Origin of the sequence: Pseudomonas sp. 10B238 (genome assembly GCF_000970615.1) — a bacterium.
Taxonomy (GTDB): domain Bacteria; phylum Pseudomonadota; class Gammaproteobacteria; order Pseudomonadales; family Pseudomonadaceae; genus Stutzerimonas.
The window spans coordinates 1-19866 of record NZ_KQ033934.1; the positions used below are offsets into that span (position 1 = coordinate 1).

Sequence of the window (19866 nt, forward strand, 5' to 3'; positions counted from 1 at the left end):
ACCGTGTTGCACTCAGCTCCTGCAACCGCCGGGTTTTACCCTGATTGAGCTGATGATCGTGGTTGCGATCATTGGCATCCTGGCCGCTATCGCGATTCCTCAGTTTCAGGAATATCAGGCGAAGGGCTATGACAAGTCGGCACAATCCGACGCTCGCAACGTTCTGACTGGCGCCATCGCCAACTCCAACTAAGGGAAGGGAATCAAGATGAACAAGCTCTTAGTCGCATCTCTGTTTTGCGCAGCCACGTTTTCGGCCAGCGGCGTTAATGCCGTGCAGCTTACCGCCAATACCGCTGTACCGGTAGTTGCGGCCGGCGCTGCAAGTAATACTGCTCAGACTATCGAACTAACCGCAATTGCTAATCGCGCCGGGTTCGTGAAAAATACATTTGATATCACGCTCTCCGCCAATACTGCCTTGTCAGTTATTGATAACGCCACCGCATTCGGCGTTTCTGCCGGCTCCAATCGTGGTCGCGGTGTTTATACTGGACACTCTGATGGAGGCAGCGTGACGCAGTGCGGCGATCTAGTTGACGATAGCGTTACCAACAAGGCTGCTTCTCAAGTAGCTGCACGCCTCGCAATTGCCAGCGCCAACGCATGCACCACTGCAGCTGCGCCAGCTGCGCCAGCTGCCAACTGATAATTGAGCGCGAAAAGCCCTCGCCCGCGAGGGCTTTTTTTGCAAGGTACAAATGTGAGAGAACTTACTTGGCAAGGCCTCCTCAGTGGGCTTCGCTCACAAGGCGTAAAGCTTCTACTAGTCGTCGCACTAGCACTGCTGGGCTCGACGTTGTTAGCAGGAAGCTTTTCTGGTCGGCAACCTGTAACGGTTGCGCTGGATGTAGGCTTTAGCGGACTACGCATGATCTTGCTGTTGATGGCTCTTTTTTGGGTACAGGAGCTTTTCACTAAAGACCTAGAGCGCAAGACTCTGTACTTTGTGTTGGCTTATCCGATAACCAGGCAACAGTATCTTTTTTCTCGTTTTACAAGCGCCGCACTGCTGATGGCATTAGCGGTACTTTCCGTCGGCGGGCTGCTCTGGGCTGCTATTTTTTATCTCGGTTCCTCTTACCAGCAAGTCACCCCCCCAGCTCTGGACAGCCGTATTGGCTTCGTCCTGGCCGGCATCTGGCTGGATCTAATAGTGGTGATGGCCTTTTCCATCTTGGTCAGTACATTCAGCACCACTCCGTTTCTTCCCATACTCATGGGACTGGGGTTCGCAATGGCTGCTCGAGGCCTTGGTCCGACGCTTGACTATCTACGTAACAACCCCCTTGCAGACCAGCAGCAGGCAAGCCTGCTTGCGCCGGTGCTCGAATATTCCTATGCATGGTTACCTGATCTCTCTCGTCTGGATTTTCGAGCCTGGGTGCTTTACAACCTACCGGTAAATTACTTGGACTTCGGCTATGCAACGCTGATGGCAGTGGCTTACGCCCTTATGGCTCTTATTTCAGCTGGCTTAGTGCTGCAAAGGCGCGACCTTGCATGAAATGGCGGAATGCTGCGTTTATACTTCTGGCGTGGTTTGCGTTTTGGCAGGCGGGACTTCAACTTCAGGATCGACCGCGCCCGGACGAAACAAGCACGCTCCGGGTTCGGCTTCCAGCACCGGTACAACTTGCTTACGCTGTTGGCGATCCCTACCTGGCGTCCAACCTCAATGTATTTCGCAGCATGATGGTCGGCGGCTCCGTTACCGAAGCGGAGACATACCGTGTACAAGCGCAGTTACAACTAGATGCAGCGCTGTTCAACCCCCGCCATGAGGATAATTACTACATCGCAGCGGCGATCCTGCCTTGGAATGGCTATGTAGCACCGGCACAGCAGATACTCCAGATGGCGGCTGATAGCCGTGAATGGGACTGGATGCCGGCGTTCTTTTATGCATTTGGCAACTGGTATTTCGAGCACAACATGGTCGGAGCAGGTAAATGGGCTGATGTTGCCGCAGCTCGCTCCAGCCCAACCAATGCTCGCGCACTGCGGGCAATGGCAGGCCGTTGGTACGAGCAAGGGGATGATCCACGATTGGCCCGAGGCTTGATTATTGCGATGCAAGAGCAGACGCGTGATCCAGAGCTCAGACGCCAACTCCAAGTGCGCGTAGAGCGCCTGGACGGTCTGGTACAACTACGCGACGCGCATAGCGCATTCTTAGCCAAACACAGCCGTCCCGCCGATTCGCTACAGCAACTGGTTGGCTACGGTGAACTGCGATCCCTGCCTATCGATCCCGCCGGGCTAGGCTACCGTCTTGCCTCCGATGGACGTCCCGTTCTTCGTCTGTTAAATGAGCCAGCCAATGAAACCGATTGAAATTCGGGAGTTGACCAAGTCGTTCAAACTCAAGGGTAAGCCGATCAAGGCATTGGACGGCATCAGCTTCGAAGTGGCTAATGGAGACTCCGTAGGCTTTATCGGCCAGAACGGCGCAGGCAAGAGCACCACTATCAAGCTTCTGTTCGGCGCCATGCGGCCGGATAGCGGCGAGTCACTGCTAAGGGGACGGCACTCGAGCGACCCTCAATCGCGCAAGGGCGTTGGATACGTGCCGGAGAATCCTTATCTGTACGAATTGCTGACGCCTAGGGAAATTATTTCTAGCGGACTCAGACTGCACGGAGTCCGAGGCGAGGAAAACACCTGCAGGACGGAGCGATGGCTCGACAAGCTCGAGATTAGCTACGCTGCGGACAAACGCATCCGCAGCCTTTCGAAAGGTATGACCCAACGTACCGCGCTGGCCCACGCTTTTGCGATTGAGCCGGAACTACTCATACTTGACGAGCCCATGTCAGGCCTCGACCCCGTTGGCCGGCGACAAGTTGCCGACCTGATGCAAGAGTATCGCCAAGGTGGCGGGACCTTGTTTTTTTCTTCACACATCCTACATGACGTCGAGCGCCTGGCTGATCGTTTCGTAATGATCCATCGAGGCAAAATCCAAGCGCAGCAAAGCATCTCAGACATGCTGACAAGCCAAGGCGACATGATTGTTCGCTACTACGGGACAAAGGCAGTGGAAGGCTTCGAGCGAGACGCTGGGCAAGTCTGGCGCGGCCGGTTTCAACGCGGCGAAATAGAGAAAGTGCTCAGCGCCATAATTCAAGCCAGCGGAACACTGTTGGACATTCATCCGCGAAACTCACTGGAAGCCTTATTTGACTCGATCACTGGGTTTACAGGCTAAAAGCCATTCTAAAGCCCAGCTAGGCGGGGGAAATTCGCACAACACCCACCCTCTGAAATTGAAACGCCATTCTTTCCGACGGAGTTTCGTGCCTTCATGGTTGCGTCGGGCTGACAGCTCTGAACATCGAACCATGGCGAACTTTTCTTCCGGACGTTCGTGAGAGTTCCGCGCGCCATACCGACCTGGTTAATCGCTCCAACGTAGCAACAGCATTGACTTGTTTGGGGCGTTAGATCATGCCTTGGGCTATCCATCCTGGCCCGCACACAGGTCGCTGGGGTAGCATCGCCCCCTGCTTGCCTCGAGACACATCGCAGCCGATATCAACTTTTTGGGAGCAGCCATGAGCTTTACCGTTTATCTGTCCGGCGAAATTCACACCGACTGGCGTGACGAGATCAAGCGTGGCGCCGCCGCAGCTGGATTGGATGTGCAATTCACCTCAGCCGTAACCGATCACGAAGCGAGCGATGCCGCCGGTGATTGCCTAGGCGCCGAGCCCAACGCCTTCTGGCGCGACCACAAGTCGTCCAAGGTCAATGCAATCCGCACCAAGACGCTGATCCAGCAAGCGGACCTCGTGGTGGTGCGTTTCGGCGACAAGTACAAGCAGTGGAACGCGGCGTTCGATGCCGGCTACTGCGCGGCGCTGGGCAAGCCTTATGTCACACTGCATGACGACGACATCGTGCACCCGCTGAAGGAAGTCGATGCGGCAGCCATGGCTTGGGCCACCACCACCGAACAGGTCGTGGAAATTCTGAAATACGTGGTGCAGTAAGACCCGGAGTGACTTGCAAGTGCCACGTATCAAATCCGTGGATCATTCTTAGGCGATCCGCCTGCCCCAACAAAGAAACCCCGCCACATGGACGGGGTTGATCATCAGTCTGATCGCCCTGGCTAGCCTAGGCGGAACGTCTTAGTAGATCGATCAGATAGCACCACGCTTACGCAGCAGATCGATCACCTGCTTGGCGCTCTCCTCGACCGTAAGCGACTCCGTGTCGATCACCAGATCAGCGTTCACCGGCACATCGTAGGGGAAGGACTCACCCGGAATGTTGTCGCCGCCAGCTGCATACAGCCCTTGCGGATCGCGCTGCTGGCAGGCCTGCGGTGAAGCCTGAACATAAACGGTGATAGCCCGATCAGTGCCGATCAGCGCCTTGGCCTGTTCGCGGCCTTCGGCATCTGGAGCGACGAACGCGGCGAGGGTCAGCAAACCGGCTTCGTTGAACTGACGCGCCACATGGGCAGCACGGCGCCAATTCTCGGTGCGACCGGCGCGATCCTGCGGCAGACCCTTGTTCAGGTCATGGCGCAGGTTCTGGCCGTCCAGCACGTAAACCGCACGGCCCATGTCGAACAGCCTGCGTTCGACCGCATAGGCCAGCGTGCTCTTGCCGGCGCCGGAAAGCCCGGTGAACAGCACAGTGGCGGGCTGCTGACCGAAGCGGCTTGCACGCTCTTCAGTAGAGACATGGGCCAGCGCACCGTGATGGCCGGACGAACCATGAGCAACAGGCTCGGCGATGATCATGCCTGCGCCAACGGTGCCGTTGGTGAGGCGGTCAATGATGATGAACGAGCCAGTAGCTGGATTCCGCGCATATCCATCCAGCGCAATCGCAGCGTCCAGACTGACTTTGACCCGTCCGATCTCGTTGAGCTGCAAGCTGCTGGCCGGGCCATGCTCCAACGTGTTCACGTCCACGCGATGAGTGATGCTGGCGATGGAGCCCGGCACGTAGCTGGTGGCACGTTTGATGTCGTATTTCTTGCCGGGCAGCATCGGTTCCTCGGCCATCCAAACCAGCATGGCGTCGAAACTGTCAGTGATGCGGGGCAGGTTGTCGGCATGCACGAGCATGTCACCACGGGAGACGTCGATCTCGTCTTCCAGCGTCAGAGTGATCGCTTCGCCTGGTGTCGCCTGCTCCAGCTCGCCGTCGTAGGTCACGATGGATTTGACCGTGCTGCGCTTGCCGGACGGCAGCACAACGATTTCATCGCCCTTGCGCACGATGCCGCTGGCCAGCGTGCCAGCAAAGCCGCGGAAGTTGAGGTTGGGGCGGTTGACGTACTGCACGGGGAAGCGCAGGTCGTCGAAATTGCGGTCGCCGGCGATCTCGACGCTCTCGAGAATCTCCATCAGCGACTGCCCTTCATACCAAGGCGCGCGCTCGGAACGGTTGACCACGTTATCGCCCTTGAGCGCGGACATCGGCACAAAATGCAGAGACGACGGCTTGAGCTCGATACGTTCGGCAAAGCCCAGGTAATCGGCCTTGATGCGCTCGAATACGGACTGGTCGAAGTCCATCAGGTCCATCTTGTTGATGGCCACGACGATGTGCTTGATGCCCAGCAACGAGGTGATGAAGCTGTGGCGCTTGGTCTGGGTCTGCACGCCGTAGCGGGCGTCGACCAGGATGATCGCCAGGTCGCAGGTCGAGGCGCCGGTCGCCATGTTGCGCGTGTACTGCTCATGGCCGGGGGTGTCGGCAATGATGAACTTGCGCTTGGCGGTGGAGAAATAGCGGTACGCGACATCGATGGTGATGCCCTGCTCACGCTCGGCCTGCAGGCCGTCGACCAGCAACGCCAGGTCGACATCATCACCTGTGGTGCCGGATTTCTTCGAATCGCGGGTAATGGCTTCGAGGTGATCTTCATAGATCATCTTCGAGTCGTGCAGCAGACGCCCGATCAGGGTGCTCTTGCCGTCGTCGACGTTGCCGCAGGTGAGAAAGCGCAGCAGCTCTTTGCGTTCGTGCTGGGCCAGGTACGCGAGGATGTCCTCGCTGATCAAATCAGACTGATGAGACATGGTGCGGAATCCTTAGAAGTAGCCCTGACGTTTCTTTTCTTCCATCGAACCTGCGCCATCGTGATCGATAACGCGGCCCTGACGTTCGGAAGTACGCGTCAGGAGCATTTCCTGGATGATCTCGGGCAGGCTTGATGCAGTCGACTCCACCGCACCGGTCAACGGGTAGCAACCGAGCGTACGGAAGCGGACCATGCGTTTTTCGATGCGGCCCTTTTCCTCGTCAGACAGGTGCTCGAGGATGCGCTGGTCATCAATCATGATCAGCGTGCCGTTCTTCTCGATGACCTCGCGCTCGGCAGCGAAGTACAGCGGCACGATCGGGATCTGTTCCAGATAGATGTACTGCCAGATGTCCAGCTCGGTCCAGTTCGACAGCGGGAAGACGCGGATGGATTCGCCTTTCTTCACCTTGCCGTTGTAAACGTTCCAGAGTTCAGGACGCTGATTCTTCGGGTCCCAGCGGTGCTTGCTGTCACGAAACGAATAGACGCGTTCCTTGGCGCGGGACTTTTCTTCGTCACGCCGGGCGCCGCCGAAAGCTGCATCGAAGCCATGCTTGTCGAGTGCCTGCTTGAGGCCTTCGGTCTTCATGATGTCCGTGTGCTTGGCGCTGCCATGGGTGAACGGATTGATGTCCTGCGCCACGCCGTCCGGATTGATGTGCGTAATCAGATCCAGGTCCATCTCCGAGACCATCTTCTCGCGGAAGCTGTACATCTCCTGGAATTTCCAGCGCGTATCGACGTGCATCACCGGGAACGGCAGACGCCCAGGGAAGAAGGCCTTGCGCGCCAGATGCAGCATTACGGCCGAATCCTTGCCGATGGAATAGAGCATCACCGGATTATCGAACTCGGCGGCCACCTCACGAATGATGTGGATGCTTTCCGCCTCCAGCTGTTTCAGATGCGTCAGTTTGTCGACCATGGCTACTCACGAATTTTTTGCAGGTGGAACGGCCGGCGCGGCCGGAACGAGGCGCAACTCTAACACGGCATTAAATTCTAATCAGGCCGCTACTTAGATCTAAATGCTCTAGCTTTATGCCGACCGAAACCCTGATCTTGCCCTACCGGGATTCGCTTAGCCGCGGGCTCAACACGGCCGAATCAGGCTGGATTAGGGCAATCGATAAACAGGTGCTCAATGGCGAATCGCTTCGCCAGATGTTCACCCAGGGCCTGAACCCCGTACCGCTCAGTGGCATGATGCCCGGCGGCAAAAAAGCTAAGTCCGTTTTCACGTGCGATATGAGCCGTAGGCTCTGAAATTTCGCCGGTCAGGTACGCATCGACGCCGGCAGTTACCGCTTGATCGATATAGCCCTGCGCGCCGCCAGTGCACCAAGCGACCCGCCTGATCAAACCCGGGCCTTCGACCATCAGCGGTTCGCGCCCAAGCGCAGCGTGGATCCGACGCATGAAGTCGACAGGCGTGAGCGGCGTGTCAAGGGAGCCCACAAGCCCGACGGAACGAGGATTATCTGGCTCCAGGGTGCCCTCGACCGTTAGCCCGAGCAGACGAGCCAGCTGCACGTTGTTGCCTACCTCAGGATGAACGTCGAGCGGCAGGTGGTAGGCGAGCAGGCTGATGTCGTGGCTGAGCAGGGTTTTCAAGCGGCGCTGTTTCATCCCAACTACACGCGCATCTTCGTTCTTCCAGAAATAGCCGTGGTGCACCAGCACCACATCGGCTCGCGCCTCGACTGCCGCATCCAGCAGAGCCTGGCTAGCGGTCACGCCACTGACGATGCGCTGTACCTGCGGCCGCCCCTCCACCTGCAAGCCGTTAGGACAATAATCAGGAATCTTCGCGGCGTTTAGGAAGCGGTCGGATTCATCGACCAGGGTGGTCAGCGCGACGGCCATGCAACATCCTCCTACGGAATTAGTAACTAGAAAGCGGCGTCATTTACGAAAAAATAGACGAGACAAACATCAGAAACTGTTGCGGATTAACCGTTCTAGACGGTGCGTTGCAGTTTTGCCGCCGGCAAGGCTGCATTTCACGGCCAGCTTCGTATAATGCGCCACCTTAAGAGGCGCTCTCGCCTTCCGCAACCTGCTCGGACGTCCCATCGCGATGATCAATGCCCTGCGTTTTTTTGGCTGGCCGTTGCTGGTAGGCCTGCTAGTGGCCCTGCTGATCATTCAGCGCTACCCGCATCTGGTAGGGCTCGGCGCCGAGCCGGAGTACAGCCTGCAGCAAGCGCCGCTGATCGGCATCCCCCAGCAAGGCCCTTACTCCTATGCCAACGCAGTCAGCAGCGCTGCGCCCGCAGTGGCTAATCTCTACACCACCAAGGTGATCGATAGCGCCAGCCAGCCGCCCATGCTTAAGGACGATCCGCTGTTCCGGCGCTTCTACGGGGACAACCTGCCGCGTCAACGCCGCATGGAATCGAGCCTGGGCTCGGCGGTGATCATGAGCCCGGAAGGCTACCTGCTGACCAACAACCACGTCACGGCGAATGCGGAACAGATCGTCGTGGCATTGCGCGATGGTCGGGAGACCCTGGCACGGGTAATCGGCAGCGACCCTGAGACCGATCTAGCGGTGCTCAAGATCGACCTGGCGGACCTGCCTGCGATCACCATCGGCCGCTCGGATGGCATTCGCATCGGGGACGTGACGCTGGCGATCGGTAATCCGTTCGGCGTGGGGCAGACCGTGACGATGGGCATTATCAGCGCAACCGGCCGTAACCAGCTGGGTCTCAATACTTACGAGGACTTCATCCAGACCGACGCGGCGATCAACCGCGGTAACTCGGGTGGTGCGCTGGTGGATACTGCCGGCCACCTGATCGGCATAAACACGGCAATCATCTCCGAGTCCGGCGGATCGCAGGGCATCGGCTTCGCCATCCCAGTGAAGCTCGCCATGGACGTGATGAAATCCATCATCGAGCATGGCCAGGTCATTCGCGGCTGGCTAGGTGTCGAGGTGCAATCCCTTACGCCGGAACTGGCAGAGTCCTTCGGCCAGGCCGGTCGACCCGGAATCGTTGTTGCTGGTGTCTACCGCGATGGGCCGGCTGAACGCGCTGGTCTGCTGCCGGGCGACCTCATCCTCAGCATCGATGGTGCGCAGGCAAGCGATGGTCGCAGTTCAATGAACCAGGTTGCCCAGGTGCGACCCGGGGACAAAATCGATATCGACATTCTGCGCAACGGCAAGCCGCTGACGCTGACGGCCGAGGTGGGCATGCGGCCACTGGTGGAGAAAGCTCCGCAATAGCCCGCTCGTTCGGGCAAGCAATCAAGCGGGTGGCGTACTCGACGCTCGAGCAGGCATAGGCTTTGCGTCCTCAGTGAGGCGAAAACCGTAGCGGTGATTCAACTGAGCAGAGAGGCCACCGTAGGAACGAAACACTCCTGCCCGGTCTATGCCGAGCAGATTGTTCGGGGACGGCGATACGATCAAACTGGCCGCTGCTACCACCGACGCCGGAGATAGCAGCTGCATGTGACTGGACGCTTGCAGCGCACGGGATTAGCCGATGTGCTTTAGCGCATCGAGCAATGCCTGATTCTGCTCCGGCGCCCCGATACTGATCCGCAGAAACTGCTCGATGCGCCCCTGCTTGAAGTGCCGCACGATAACGCCGTGTTCGCGAAGCCCGGCTGCCAGCGCAGCAGCGTCGCGCTGCGGATGCCGGGCGAAGATGAAGTTCGCTGCCGAGGGCAGCACCTCAAAGCCTAACTCCTGCATCGCAACCGTCACGGCTTCGCGGCTGGCGATCACCTGCTGGCAGGTTTGCTCGAAATAAGCGCGGTCTTCGAACGCAGCCGCAGCGCCGGCAATGGCGATGCGGTCCAGCGGGTAGGAGTTGAAACTGTTCTTGATGCGCTCCAGCGCCTCAATCAGATCCGGATGCCCTACCGCCAGACCGACACGCAGCCCTGCCAGCGAGCGAGATTTGGATAATGTCTGGGTAACCAGCAGGTTCGGGTAACGATCCACTAATGCGATTGCCGACTCACCGCCGAAGTCGATATAGGCTTCATCGACCACAACGACCGAATCGGCGTTTTTCTGCAGCAGCCGCTCGATGACCTCAAGCGGCAGCAGGCAACCTGTCGGCGCGTTGGGATTGGGAAAAATGATTCCCCCGTTTGGCCGAGCGTAATCGGCCACCTCGATCTGAAACTTGTCATCCAGCGCGATAGCCTCATAGGCGATGCCATACAGGGCGCAATAGACCGGGTAGAAGCTGTAGGTTACGTCGGGAAACAGCAGCGGCTTGCCATGCTGGAAGAGTCCGTGAAAGACGTGGGCCAGTACCTCATCCGAGCCATTGCCGACGAAAACCTGGTCCGGCCGGACGTGATAGTAATCAGCGACGGCGCGCTTGAGTCGCTCACCGTTCGGATCTGGATACAGGCGCAGGTTGTCGGTCAGCTCGGCCTGCATCGCTGCGAGCGCCTTGGGCGAAGGGCCGTAGGGGTTCTCATTGGTGTTGAGCTTGACCAAATTGGTCAGCTTCGGCTGCTCACCGGGCACATAGGGAACTAGCTCTTTTACGAAGGGGCTCCAGAATTTGCTCATCCGCCCTTCTCTCCTCAGAAAATGATCGATTGCCGCCGGTGGAATCGGTGAGGCGTTCCCTACCGGTCGGGTGGCAAGACAGAACAAGCGAAGCCTCATCCGCTCCGCTTGGTTACAGTTACCCCTTGATTCGGTACTCGGCGCTGCGTGCGTGAGCGGTGAGAGACTCACCGCGCGCCAGTACCGAGGCGACCTTGCCCAGCTCGGATGCACCTTCAGCCGAACAGTTGATGATCGAGGAGCGTTTCTGGAAATCGTACACGCCCAAGGGTGAGGAGAATCGCGCAGTGCCCGAGGTTGGCAAGACATGATTCGGCCCAGCGCAGTAATCGCCCAACGCCTCGGCCGTGTAACGCCCCATGAAAATCGCTCCCGCATGTCGAATCTGCGGCAGCCACGCATCGGGATCAGCCACTGATAGCTCGAGGTGCTCGGGCGCGATGCGATTAGCGACATCAATCGCCTGCTGCATGTCAGCAACCTGAATCAATGCCCCGCGCCCCTGCAGCGAGGCGCGAGCGATTTCGCTACGTTCAAGGGTCGGCAGCAAACGGGAGATGCTTTCAGCGACCCGGTCGAGGAAAGCTGCATCCGGGCTGACCAGAATGGACTGCGCATCTTCGTCGTGCTCGGCCTGGGAAAACAGATCCATGGCGATCCAGTCGGGATCGGTCTGGCCGTCGCATACCACCAGAATCTCGGAGGGGCCGGCGATCATGTCGATACCGACCTTGCCGAACACGTGGCGCTTGGCCGTCGCGACATAGATGTTGCCTGGCCCGACAATCTTGTCGACTGGCGGGACGCTTTCGGTTCCGTAGGCCAGCGCAGCGACAGCCTGAGCCCCACCGATGGTGAATACCCGATCGACGCCAGCGATGCACGCAGCAGCCAGCACCAGCTCGTTGATTTCACCGCGCGGAGTGGGGACCACCATCACGACCTCCGGCACCCCTGCAACCTTCGCAGGGATGGCGTTCATGAGCACTGACGATGGATACGATGCCTTGCCACCTGGCACGTACAGGCCCGCGCGATCAAGCGGCGTGACTTTCTGACCAAGCACGGTGCCGTCAGCTTCGGTGTAGGTCCAGGAGTCCTGCTTTTGCCTTTCATGATAGAGGCGGACACGTTCGGCGGCAGCTTCCAGCGCTTGGCGCTGGGCCGGGCTGATCCGTGTAAGCGCCAGCTCAAGCCGCTCACGCGGTAGGATCAGGTCAGCCATGGAGGCGACTTCAAGGCCATCAAAACGCTGGGTCAGCTCCACCAGGGCGGCATCGCCACGCTCGCGGACGGCCTTGATGATCTCCAGCACCCGCTGATTGACACCATCATCAGACACGCTTTCCCAGCTCAACAGATGATCCAGGTGTCGCGCGAAATCGGGATCAGCTGCATTGAGTCGGCGGATGTCGATGGGAGCGGTCATAACGGGCCTCATGAAGGGATGAGTACAGCGATAGTCAGGCGCCCTAGACTAACAAGCCGACCGCGCGGGCACCTGGATATTTAGGCTATGACGCGGATAGGCTGGCCGGCCGTGTACCGCCCGGCTGTTGATCACTCGTGGTGGGCAATGGCGCTCTGGAGCGCATCGATCAGGGCCTGGATGCGCGCATGCTGCATCTTCATTGAGGCCTTGTTGACCACCAGGCGCGAGCTGATCATGGCGATCAGTTCCTGGGGCTCCAACCCATTGGCGCGCAGCGTATTACCGGTGTCGACGACGTCGATAATCTTGTCTGCCAACCCCACCAGAGGCGCAAGCTCCATTGAGCCGTAGAGCTTGATGATATCGACCTGCCGCCCCTGCTCGGCGTAGTAGCGCTTGGCGACATTGACGAATTTGGTCGCAACCCGCAGACGCCCCTTGGGCTCTGCTGCACCGACCTTTCCGGCCGTCATCAACTTGCAGTTGGCGATCCGCAGGTCCAGCGGCTCGTNCCGCGACGCCAAGGTCCGCGGCGCCGTGCTCGACATAGGTCGGTACATCCGTGGCACGCACGATCAGCAGACGCACGTCGTCCTGCGTAGTCGGGATGATCAGCTTACGGCTTTTTTCCGGATTCTCGGTGGGGACGATACCGGCGGCGGCGAGCAGCGGCAGCGTATCGTCGAGGATGCGGCCTTTGGACAGGGCGATGGTGAGCATGAACGGTTTATTCCTTGAAGCCTATTGATGGCGACCTTGGCATCGGCCCGGGCGTTTGCAGACCTCGGCGATGGGCTGCCAAAAATCGAGCCGGCAACCCTAGCCTATTCCCTCAGTTAGCCCGGTACGCGGCGAATCTTGGCGCCCAGCAATTGCAGCTTTTCCTCGATGCACTCGTAACCGCGGTCGATGTGGTAGATGCGGTCGATCAATGTATCGCCCTCAGCCACCAGGCCCGCGATGACCAGGCTCGCTGATGCGCGCAGGTCGGTCGCCATGACCGGAGCACCCTTGAGCTTGGGTACGCCGGTCACGATAGCGGTATTGCCCTCGACAAGAATCTGCGAACCCATGCGATTCATTTCGTAAACGTGCATGAAGCGGTTCTCGAACACCGTCTCGATAACCGTCCCAGTGCCTTCAGCGATCGCGTTCATGGCAATGAACTGCGCCTGCATATCGGTCGGAAACGCAGGATAAGGCGCTGTGCGAATATTTACCGCTTTGGGCCGATTGCCCTTCATGTCCAGCTCGATCCAGTTGCTCCCGGTGTCGATGTGGGCACCGGCCTCTTCGAGCTTGTGCAACACCGCCTCGAGCAGCGTCGCATCCGTGTCCTTGAGCTTTACGCGTCCGCCAGTGGCGGCAGCGGCCACCAGATAGGTGCCCGTCTCGATGCGGTCGGGCATCACGCTATAACGGCCGCCACCCAGGCGCTTCACACCGTCGATGGTGATGGTGTCGGTACCGGCGCCGGATACTTGTGCACCCATGGCGTTGAGGAAGTTGGCCAGGTCGACTACCTCCGGCTCACGCGCGGCGTTCTCCAGCACGGAGCGGCCATTGGCCAATGCCGCCGCCATCATGATGTTTTCGGTACCGGTCACGCTGACGATATCGAAGAAGAAATGTGCACCGCGCAGGCCGCCAGCTGGCGCCTTGGCCTTGATGTAGCCGCCTTCGACGTCGATCTTCGCGCCCATTGCCTCCAGACCACGTATGTGCAGATCCACCGGACGCGAGCCGATGGCACAGCCGCCGGGCAGGGCCACCTCGGCTTCGCCGAACCGAGCCACCATTGGCCCCAGCACGAGAATCGAAGCACGCATGGTCTTGACCAGCTCGTAGGGCGCGACCAGCGTCTGGATGCTGCTGGCGTCGACTTCAACGCTGAGTTTTTCGTCGATGACCGGTTGCACGCCCATACGGCCGAACAGCTCGATCATGGTGGTAATGTCGTGCAAGTGCGGCAGGTTGCAGACGGTCACTGGAGTATCGGCCAGCAAGGTAGCGGCCAGAATCGGAAGGGCCGAGTTCTTGGCGCCGGAGATGCGGATCTCGCCGTTAAGGCGGGCACCGCCGGTGATGATCAGTTTATCCATGAATGTTCCCGTAACCCGCAGGCTCGAAGCACTGGCGAAGAAGAGCCGTGCACGACTTTGTCGGTCGCGCAAGGACTGAGAGATGCCTGTTATGACCGGCGATCAGCCACGCGCGAGCCAGTCGGCACGACTGAAGAATTTCATCGTAACGGCGTGGATGCTGCCGTCGGCGATCCACGGATTCAGATGAGCATAAATCTGTTGCTGACGCTTGACCGGACTCATGCCCGCCAACTCGTCGCTGATCACATTCAATTGGAAGTTGCAGCCCTCGCCTTCGACTTCCACCTGAGCGCCTGAAAGCTTCTCTTCCAGAAAATTCTTAACTTCTACGGCCTGCATGTTCAACCTCGATCGGCGCCGGACGCGCACGGCCGGTCATCATACAAAAAAGCCCGGAGGCTGCGAACCCCGAAGCCGCGCTGACTGACGAAGCTGCATTCAGTCGAGCGTTTCGGCATCGGCGTCGCGGCGCTGCGGATGTCGGCTGCTGGGCGCCACCGCGGGGAAACGAGATGACGCGAAGCGCACCACCAGAATAGCCACCGCCAGTAGCAGGATCGCGCCGGAAATATAGACGACACCCATATCCGGACGGTGGTGGTGCGAGACGTCGGAGATCAGCAGCCGGGTCAACGCGGTGATTGCGACATAGATCAAAAAGCGCACCGGCATATGGTTGGTCTTGAAGTAGATACCCACCATCGCACCGAGCTCGAGATAGATGAACAGCAGCAGAATGTCATCAACGCTGATGCTGCCTTTCTCGACCATGCCTAGAAACGCAACCAACCCAGCCCAGGCGGTGACGGCACCGATCGCGAACAGCGACAGGTAGTGAAAGGTCTCGACCAGAAGATTACCCAACGACTCAGCGGCCAAGTGCACCTTGGCCCGCGTCGCTTCCGCCCATCGCAGCAACATTACACAGCTCCTTCTGTTTCGTCCGCCAGCGAAAGAACATCCAGCAAACCGGATACCTGCGCTAGGTCCCGCATGTCAGCGGGCAAACCAGTAATAACAAGCTCATCGCCCTGTTTCTGCACATCCCGGGTGAAGGCCAAAAGCAAAGACAAGCCGACGCTACTGGATCGTTCAACCTCGGAGCAATCGACCAACACGCGCGTGCCCTTGGCCTGACGAATCAGCGCCTGCCCCTGCCGACGCAAGGCTGGGCCGGACTGGTAGTCGAGCACGCCCGACAGGCGAATCTCGCCGTCAGCGCCCCGCTCAACCCGCCCGTCACTCATCGCCCGCCGCCCGTTGACCCGCCTCGGTGTCCTTGGCTCGCGCCACTACCTCGGCCCAACCATCGATGGTCTTATCCAGATCGTCATTGTTCTTCTGCATCGAATCGGCAAATTGATCTCGGAACAGCTTGCCGATATTGATTCCATTGATGATGACGTTGCGAACCATCCAAACCCCATCGTGATTGACCATGGTGTAGGACACGGGATAAATCTCGCCCTGACGACCCGTCACTTCCATACCGACACTGGTGCGCTCCGGGTCCTGCTTGCCACTGGCGGGAAGGACCTTGATCTGCTGATTGTTGTATTCCAGCAGCGCATTTCCGTAGAACTGCATCAGGCTGCGTTTGAAGTTTTCTTGGAAACGAGTCATCTGGGCAGGGCTCGCATTACGCGAGTACTTCACGGTCATGATGCTCCGTGAAATTCCTTCGGCATCCACCACTGGCCCCAGAATATTGTTGAGCGACTCGTAAAACGCGCTCGGATCCTGCCGGTATTGCTCCTTGTTCGCCTTGAGATCAGCAAGCAATTCATCAGTGGTGCGCTCGATCACTTCATGGGCGCTGGGCGCCGCCTGAACCAGGAAGGGAAAGGCAGCCAGCAGCACCAGCAAGCCGCGACGCAGGGCAGTCATCATGGGTTGCACCTCACTCTCTATTAACCGAATTGAGTAGAAACTTGCCGATCAGCTCTTCCAGCACCAGCGACGACTGGGTATCGCGGATCGTGTCGCCGTCGCCGAGTGTTTCCTCTTCGCCACCGACGCTGATGCCAATGTATTTCTCGCCGAGCAACCCGGCAGTCAGGATAGAAGCGGTGGAGTCGGTCGGCAGGATGTCGACGTCTTTCTGAACTTCCAGGGTGACACGGCCGGTATAGCTTTCGCGATCCAGATCGATCGCCGTCACCTTGCCGATGGTCACACCAGCCATGGTGACCTTGGATCGGACACTCAAACCGGCAATATTGTCGAAATAGGCGTACAGCTTGTAGGTGTCGGTACTGGCGACGTTCAGACCGCTGACCCGCAGCGACAGCAGCAGCAAGGCCAGAACGCCCGCCAGCAGAAACAGACCAACACCTATTTCCAGGGTGCGGATACGCATCAGAAATCTCCAAACATCAAGGCGGTCAGAATAAAGTCGAGACCGAGTACTGCCAACGAGGCGTAAACCACGGTCCGGGTGGTGGCGCGACTGATCCCTTCGGACGTCGGTTCGCAGTCGTAGCCCTGAAATACCGCTATCCAGGTCACCACGACGGCAAACACCATGCTTTTGATGACGCCGTTCAACACGTCGGTAGAGAAGGTGACACTGTTCTGCATGTTGGCCCAGAACGAGCCTTCATAGACGCCGAGCCAGTCCACCGCAACCATGGCGCCGCCCCAGATGCCGACGACGTTGAAGATTACGGTGAGCAATGGAAGCGATATGAAGCCGGCCCATAACCGCGGTGCAACGATGTACTTCAACGGGTCGACACCGATCATCTCCAGGCTGGACAGCTGCTCGGTGGACTTCATGTTGCCGATCTCGGCCGCCAGCGCCGAGCCCGCACGACCGGCAAACAGCAATGCTGTGACCACTGGTCCCAATTCGCGCAACAGTGTCAGCGCCACCATCTGACCCACGGCCTGCTCGGAGCCGTAGCTGCTGAGAATGCTATAGCCCTGAAGCGCAAGCACCATGCCGATGAATACTCCCGATACCACTACGATCGCGAGAGACAACACGCCAACCGAATACAACTGCCTGATCAGTAGAGAGAATCGACCGTCCAGCCCGCTGGGGCCGAACAATGCGTGGAAAAGAAACAGCGTCGCGCGCCCCTGAGCCGCGACCACGTCCATTCCAGCCTCGCCTACCCGGCGGACACGCTCGATCAAAGAACGCTTACGCATCTGAGCCTCGCAAAAGATCCTCGGCATAGGCCGGCGCCGGAAAATGGAACGGTACCGGACCATCCGCGGCCCCTTTCATGAATTGCCGAATCCGCGGATTGGTCGATTCATGAAGCTCCGCTGGCGTCCCCTGCCCCAATACCTGGGCGTCGCCCACCACGTAGATGTAGTCAGCGATGCTCGCGGTTTCGGCCAGGTCGTGGGAGACCACGATACTGGTGATTCCCAGCGCGTCGGTTAGCAATCGAATCAGCTGTACCAGAACGCCCATTGCAATGGGGTCCTGCCCCGCGAACGGCTCGTCGTACATCAGGATCTGCGGGTCGAGCGCGATCGCACGCGCCAGCGCCACCCGCCGTTTCATTCCTCCAGACAGCTCTTCTGGCATCAGCTCGACTGCCCCACGCAAGCCAACCGCCTGCAGCTTCATCAGCACGATGTCGCGAATCATCTCTTCGGGCAGCTTGGTGTGGACGCGTAGCGGGAAGGCGACGTTCTCGAACACATCAAGGTCCGTGAACAAGGCGCCGCTCTGGAACAGCACGCCCATCTGCTTGCGCATGTCGAACAACTCGCGACGCGACAGCGTCGGCAAATTAGTTCCAGACACCCAGACTTCACCGCGGGTCGGTTTGAGTTGGGCGGCGATCAGGCGCAGCAAAGTCGTCTTGCCACAGCCGGAAGGGCCCATGATGGCCGTCACCTTGCCACGGGGAATGACAATGTCGACGTTGTTGAAAATGCTCCGCTCACCGCGCTTGAAGGTCACACCCTTCAGCTCGACGGCGTTAGCGTTGGCGGCGCTCATCGGATCTCCTCGGATACAGCTTGCGAATCAGACGCCCCCCGTTCTTTCGGAGATACTTCGCAGAGCCGTTTTTGGCGGCGCGAACTATAGCACCGCGCCATGGGCGTCCCAAGCTGGTCTCTGTATCGTTGCATGAACGAGCGCACATTCGTTCAGCCTGGGTTCAGCTTCAAACGCGACGATCCGCGCCACGCTTTTCAGTGAGCGGCGCCCGGTTTACCGCTATAATCCCGCGTTTTCATTCAGGCGATGACCCAGACATGAGCCAGAGCAGCCAGTTGATCGAGACTGCCCAGCGGACCATCCGCATGGAAATGGAGGCGGTGGAACAGCTCAGCACACGTATCGATGAACACTTCGTCAAAGCCTGCGAACTGATCCTTCAGAGTAAGGGCCGAGTCGTCGTCGTCGGCATGGGTAAGTCCGGGCACATCGGCAACAAGATCGCCGCCACGCTCGCCAGCACCGGTACCACGGCGTTCTTCGTCCATCCGGCCGAGGCCAGCCATGGTGACATGGGGATGATCACGCATGATGACGTGGTGCTGGCGCTTTCCAATTCGGGAACCACCAGCGAGATCGTCACCCTGCTGCCACTGATCAAGCGCCTCGGCATCACGCTGATCAGCATGACGGGCAATCCCGAGTCAGTGCTCGCAAAGGCGGCGGAGGTCAACATCGACGCGAGCGTCGCCATCGAGGCCTGCCCCCTGAACCTGGCACCAACTTCATCGACGACCGTCAGCCTGGTACTGGGTGACGCGCTGGCGATTGCGCTGCTGGAAGCGCGCGGCTTTACTGCCGAGGATTTCGCCTTCTCACATCCGGGCGGCGCTTTGGGCAGACGCCTACTGCTGAAGGTGGAGCATGTGATGCACGCCGGTGATCGCCTGCCGCTGATCAATCGTGGCACATCCCTCCGCGAGGCCCTGCTGGAAATGACCCAGAAAGGACTTGGGATGACGGCCGTGGTAGAGGCAGACGGCCGCCTGGCGGGGATATTCACTGACGGCGACTTGCGTCGTACGCTGGACAAGGGCATCGATGTTCGTCAGGCCAGCATCGATCAGGTCATGACACTGCATGGTAAGACCGCTGACGCCGACATGCTTGCGGCCGAAGCACTGAAAATCATGGAAGACAACAAGATCAACGCGCTCGTGGTGGTTGATGAAAACGACCGACCGATTGGCGCGTTGAACATGCACGATCTGTTGCGCGCAGGAGTGATGTAAGTGAACGACTTGTTACGACGTGCCCGCGACATTCGCCTGGCCATATTCGATGTGGACGGCGTGCTAACTGACGGCAAGCTGTACTTTCTTGTCGACGGCAGCGAATTCAAGACCTTCAATACCCTGGACGGCCACGGCATCAAGATGCTGATCAACTCCGGCGTACGCACCGCGATCATCAGCGGCCGCAAGACGCCTGTGGTTGAACGCCGGGCGCAAAACCTGGGCATCCAGCACCTTTATCAGGGGCGTGAGGACAAGCTCGTGGTGCTCGATGAATTGCTCGGCGAACTCGGTCTCGACTACGCCGAGGTCGCCTATCTCGGCGATGACCTGCCGGACCTGCCAGTGATTCGCCGGGTAGGCCTGGGCATGGCGGTCGCCAGTGCCGACGCGTTCGTTCGTCAGCATGCTCACGGCGTCACCACCGCCCGTGGTGGCGAAGGCGCAGCGCGAGAATTCTGCGAACTGATCATGCGGGCCCAGGGCAGCCTCGAAGCCGCTCAGACCGCTTACCTCTAGAGGCACC

At 59.1% G+C, this 19866-nt stretch carries 22 protein-coding genes and 2 pseudogenes; 9 read left to right on the top strand and 15 right to left on the bottom strand.

Annotation, left to right across the window (positions count from 1 at the left end):
* Nucleotides 1-52: 52 nt before the first annotated feature.
* The 6 genes and pseudogenes from RT21_RS24155 to RT21_RS13045 form a co-directional block, all read left to right on the top strand.
* Nucleotides 53-122 (top strand): annotated as a pseudogene (locus RT21_RS24155) (Tfp structural protein); the annotation flags it as partial.
* Between the two features lie 86 nt (nucleotides 123-208).
* Complete coding sequence (locus tag RT21_RS23595; RefSeq protein ID WP_156155718.1) at nucleotides 209-649, top strand: hypothetical protein; 441 nt, start codon at nucleotides 209-211, stop codon at nucleotides 647-649.
* A 54-nt stretch (nucleotides 650-703) separates the two neighbouring features.
* Nucleotides 704-1507, top strand: coding sequence for an ABC transporter permease subunit (locus RT21_RS13030; protein WP_336511857.1), 804 nt, complete (start codon nucleotides 704-706; stop codon nucleotides 1505-1507).
* A complete protein-coding gene (locus RT21_RS23045) occupies nucleotides 1504-2337 on the top strand; it encodes a hypothetical protein (protein WP_052724752.1) in 834 nt (277 codons plus the stop codon). Before RT21_RS13030 ends, RT21_RS23045 begins: the two co-directional genes overlap by 4 nt.
* Complete coding sequence (locus RT21_RS13040; RefSeq protein ID WP_046163068.1) at nucleotides 2324-3211, top strand: ABC transporter ATP-binding protein; 888 nt, start codon at nucleotides 2324-2326, stop codon at nucleotides 3209-3211. Before RT21_RS23045 ends, RT21_RS13040 begins: the two co-directional genes overlap by 14 nt.
* Nucleotides 3212-3557: 346 nt before the next feature.
* The gene (locus tag RT21_RS13045; RefSeq protein ID WP_046163069.1) at nucleotides 3558-3995 is read left to right on the top strand and encodes a YtoQ family protein; all 438 of its coding nucleotides are present in this window, start codon (nucleotides 3558-3560) and stop codon (nucleotides 3993-3995) included.
* A 153-nt stretch (nucleotides 3996-4148) separates the two neighbouring features.
* Here RT21_RS13045 and cysN read toward each other — a convergent pair whose 3' ends face one another.
* From cysN to RT21_RS13060, 3 genes are all read right to left on the bottom strand, one after another.
* Complete coding sequence (gene cysN, locus RT21_RS13050) at nucleotides 4149-6047, bottom strand: sulfate adenylyltransferase subunit CysN (RefSeq protein WP_046163070.1); 1899 nt, start codon at nucleotides 6045-6047, stop codon at nucleotides 4149-4151.
* A gap of 12 nt (nucleotides 6048-6059) precedes the next feature.
* Complete coding sequence (gene cysD / locus RT21_RS13055; RefSeq protein ID WP_046163071.1) at nucleotides 6060-6977, bottom strand: sulfate adenylyltransferase subunit CysD; 918 nt, start codon at nucleotides 6975-6977, stop codon at nucleotides 6060-6062.
* A 182-nt stretch (nucleotides 6978-7159) separates the two neighbouring features.
* Entirely contained in the window at nucleotides 7160-7918 is a 759-nt protein-coding gene (locus tag RT21_RS13060) for a Nif3-like dinuclear metal center hexameric protein (protein WP_046163072.1), read from the bottom strand.
* A 214-nt stretch (nucleotides 7919-8132) separates the two neighbouring features.
* On the opposite strand from RT21_RS13060, the gene algW reads away from it, so the two are divergent.
* The gene (gene algW, locus RT21_RS13065) at nucleotides 8133-9290 is read left to right on the top strand and encodes a Do family serine endopeptidase AlgW (protein WP_045424755.1); all 1158 of its coding nucleotides are present in this window, start codon (nucleotides 8133-8135) and stop codon (nucleotides 9288-9290) included.
* Nucleotides 9291-9545: 255 nt separating this feature from the next.
* Here the strand turns inward: algW and hisC are convergent, their stop codons facing one another.
* The 12 genes and pseudogenes from hisC to RT21_RS13120 all read right to left on the bottom strand — a co-directional run bounded on the left by hisC (nucleotide 9546) and on the right by RT21_RS13120 (nucleotide 18102).
* Nucleotides 9546-10601, bottom strand: a complete 1056-nt coding sequence (gene hisC, locus RT21_RS13070) for a histidinol-phosphate transaminase (protein ID WP_046163073.1) — start codon at nucleotides 10599-10601, stop codon at nucleotides 9546-9548.
* Nucleotides 10602-10719: 118 nt separating this feature from the next.
* The gene (gene hisD / locus RT21_RS13075; protein WP_046163074.1) at nucleotides 10720-12030 is read right to left on the bottom strand and encodes a histidinol dehydrogenase; all 1311 of its coding nucleotides are present in this window, start codon (nucleotides 12028-12030) and stop codon (nucleotides 10720-10722) included.
* Between the two features lie 131 nt (nucleotides 12031-12161).
* A partial coding sequence (gene hisG, locus RT21_RS24160; protein WP_256203890.1) for an ATP phosphoribosyltransferase occupies nucleotides 12162-12544 on the bottom strand: 383 nt, incomplete at its 5' end.
* Between the two features lies 1 nt (nucleotide 12545).
* Nucleotides 12546-12753: pseudogene (gene hisG / locus RT21_RS24165) on the bottom strand (ATP phosphoribosyltransferase); the annotation flags it as partial.
* 116 nt (nucleotides 12754-12869) lie between these two features.
* Entirely contained in the window at nucleotides 12870-14135 is a 1266-nt protein-coding gene (gene murA / locus RT21_RS13085) for a UDP-N-acetylglucosamine 1-carboxyvinyltransferase (protein ID WP_046163075.1), read from the bottom strand.
* A gap of 102 nt (nucleotides 14136-14237) precedes the next feature.
* Entirely contained in the window at nucleotides 14238-14477 is a 240-nt protein-coding gene (locus RT21_RS13090) for a BolA family protein (RefSeq protein WP_045424742.1), read from the bottom strand.
* Nucleotides 14478-14576: 99 nt separating this feature from the next.
* Nucleotides 14577-15059, bottom strand: a complete 483-nt coding sequence (locus RT21_RS13095) for a phosphate-starvation-inducible protein PsiE (protein ID WP_045424739.1) — start codon at nucleotides 15057-15059, stop codon at nucleotides 14577-14579.
* Nucleotides 15059-15385 (bottom strand): STAS domain-containing protein, encoded by a 327-nt coding sequence (locus tag RT21_RS13100; protein WP_046163076.1) that lies wholly within the window; start codon nucleotides 15383-15385, stop codon nucleotides 15059-15061. The genes RT21_RS13095 and RT21_RS13100 overlap by 1 nt, the downstream gene beginning before the upstream one ends.
* On the bottom strand, nucleotides 15378-16028 hold the full coding sequence (locus RT21_RS13105) for an MlaC/ttg2D family ABC transporter substrate-binding protein (RefSeq protein WP_046163220.1): 651 nt from the start codon (nucleotides 16026-16028) through the stop codon (nucleotides 15378-15380). Before RT21_RS13105 ends, RT21_RS13100 begins: the two co-directional genes overlap by 8 nt.
* Before the next feature lie 10 nt (nucleotides 16029-16038).
* On the bottom strand, nucleotides 16039-16497 hold the full coding sequence (mlaD, locus tag RT21_RS13110) for an outer membrane lipid asymmetry maintenance protein MlaD (RefSeq protein WP_046163077.1): 459 nt from the start codon (nucleotides 16495-16497) through the stop codon (nucleotides 16039-16041).
* Nucleotides 16497-17294 (bottom strand): lipid asymmetry maintenance ABC transporter permease subunit MlaE, encoded by a 798-nt coding sequence (mlaE, locus tag RT21_RS13115; RefSeq protein WP_045424727.1) that lies wholly within the window; start codon nucleotides 17292-17294, stop codon nucleotides 16497-16499. Before mlaE ends, mlaD begins: the two co-directional genes overlap by 1 nt.
* On the bottom strand, nucleotides 17287-18102 hold the full coding sequence (locus RT21_RS13120) for an ATP-binding cassette domain-containing protein (protein WP_046163078.1): 816 nt from the start codon (nucleotides 18100-18102) through the stop codon (nucleotides 17287-17289). The genes mlaE and RT21_RS13120 overlap by 8 nt, the downstream gene beginning before the upstream one ends.
* A 260-nt stretch (nucleotides 18103-18362) precedes the next feature.
* On the opposite strand from RT21_RS13120, the gene RT21_RS13125 reads away from it, so the two are divergent.
* Both RT21_RS13125 and RT21_RS13130 read left to right on the top strand, forming a co-directional pair.
* A complete protein-coding gene (locus tag RT21_RS13125) occupies nucleotides 18363-19337 on the top strand; it encodes a KpsF/GutQ family sugar-phosphate isomerase (protein ID WP_046163079.1) in 975 nt (324 codons plus the stop codon).
* Nucleotides 19338-19859: a KdsC family phosphatase gene (locus RT21_RS13130; RefSeq protein ID WP_046163080.1), complete on the top strand. Its 522-nt coding sequence runs from the start codon at nucleotides 19338-19340 to the stop codon at nucleotides 19857-19859. It begins immediately after the preceding gene.
* Nucleotides 19860-19866 lie beyond the last annotated feature (7 nt).

Bases quoted from the DNA above. Each gene is read 5' to 3' on its own strand.
- RT21_RS23595 (WP_156155718.1), top strand. From the start codon at position 209: ATGAACAAGCTCTTAGTCGCATCTCTGTTTTGCGCAGCCACGTTTTCG.
- RT21_RS23045 (WP_052724752.1), top strand. From the start codon at position 1,504: ATGAAATGGCGGAATGCTGCGTTTATACTTCTGGCGTGGTTTGCGTTT.
- RT21_RS13040 (WP_046163068.1), top strand. From the start codon at position 2,324: ATGAAACCGATTGAAATTCGGGAGTTGACCAAGTCGTTCAAACTCAAG.
- RT21_RS13045 (WP_046163069.1), top strand. From the start codon at position 3,558: ATGAGCTTTACCGTTTATCTGTCCGGCGAAATTCACACCGACTGGCGT.
- cysN (WP_046163070.1), bottom strand. From the start codon at position 6,047: ATGTCTCATCAGTCTGATTTGATCAGCGAGGACATCCTCGCGTACCTG.
- cysD (WP_046163071.1), bottom strand. From the start codon at position 6,977: ATGGTCGACAAACTGACGCATCTGAAACAGCTGGAGGCGGAAAGCATC.
- RT21_RS13060 (WP_046163072.1), bottom strand. From the start codon at position 7,918: ATGGCCGTCGCGCTGACCACCCTGGTCGATGAATCCGACCGCTTCCTA.
- algW (WP_045424755.1), top strand. From the start codon at position 8,133: ATGATCAATGCCCTGCGTTTTTTTGGCTGGCCGTTGCTGGTAGGCCTG.
- hisC (WP_046163073.1), bottom strand. From the start codon at position 10,601: ATGAGCAAATTCTGGAGCCCCTTCGTAAAAGAGCTAGTTCCCTATGTG.
- hisD (WP_046163074.1), bottom strand. From the start codon at position 12,030: ATGACCGCTCCCATCGACATCCGCCGACTCAATGCAGCTGATCCCGAT.
- murA (WP_046163075.1), bottom strand. From the start codon at position 14,135: ATGGATAAACTGATCATCACCGGCGGTGCCCGCCTTAACGGCGAGATC.
- RT21_RS13090 (WP_045424742.1), bottom strand. From the start codon at position 14,477: ATGCAGGCCGTAGAAGTTAAGAATTTTCTGGAAGAGAAGCTTTCAGGC.
- RT21_RS13095 (WP_045424739.1), bottom strand. From the start codon at position 15,059: ATGTTGCTGCGATGGGCGGAAGCGACGCGGGCCAAGGTGCACTTGGCC.
- RT21_RS13100 (WP_046163076.1), bottom strand. From the start codon at position 15,385: ATGAGTGACGGGCGGGTTGAGCGGGGCGCTGACGGCGAGATTCGCCTG.
- RT21_RS13105 (WP_046163220.1), bottom strand. From the start codon at position 16,028: ATGATGACTGCCCTGCGTCGCGGCTTGCTGGTGCTGCTGGCTGCCTTT.
- mlaD (WP_046163077.1), bottom strand. From the start codon at position 16,497: ATGCGTATCCGCACCCTGGAAATAGGTGTTGGTCTGTTTCTGCTGGCG.
- mlaE (WP_045424727.1), bottom strand. From the start codon at position 17,294: ATGCGTAAGCGTTCTTTGATCGAGCGTGTCCGCCGGGTAGGCGAGGCT.
- RT21_RS13120 (WP_046163078.1), bottom strand. From the start codon at position 18,102: ATGAGCGCCGCCAACGCTAACGCCGTCGAGCTGAAGGGTGTGACCTTC.
- RT21_RS13125 (WP_046163079.1), top strand. From the start codon at position 18,363: ATGAGCCAGAGCAGCCAGTTGATCGAGACTGCCCAGCGGACCATCCGC.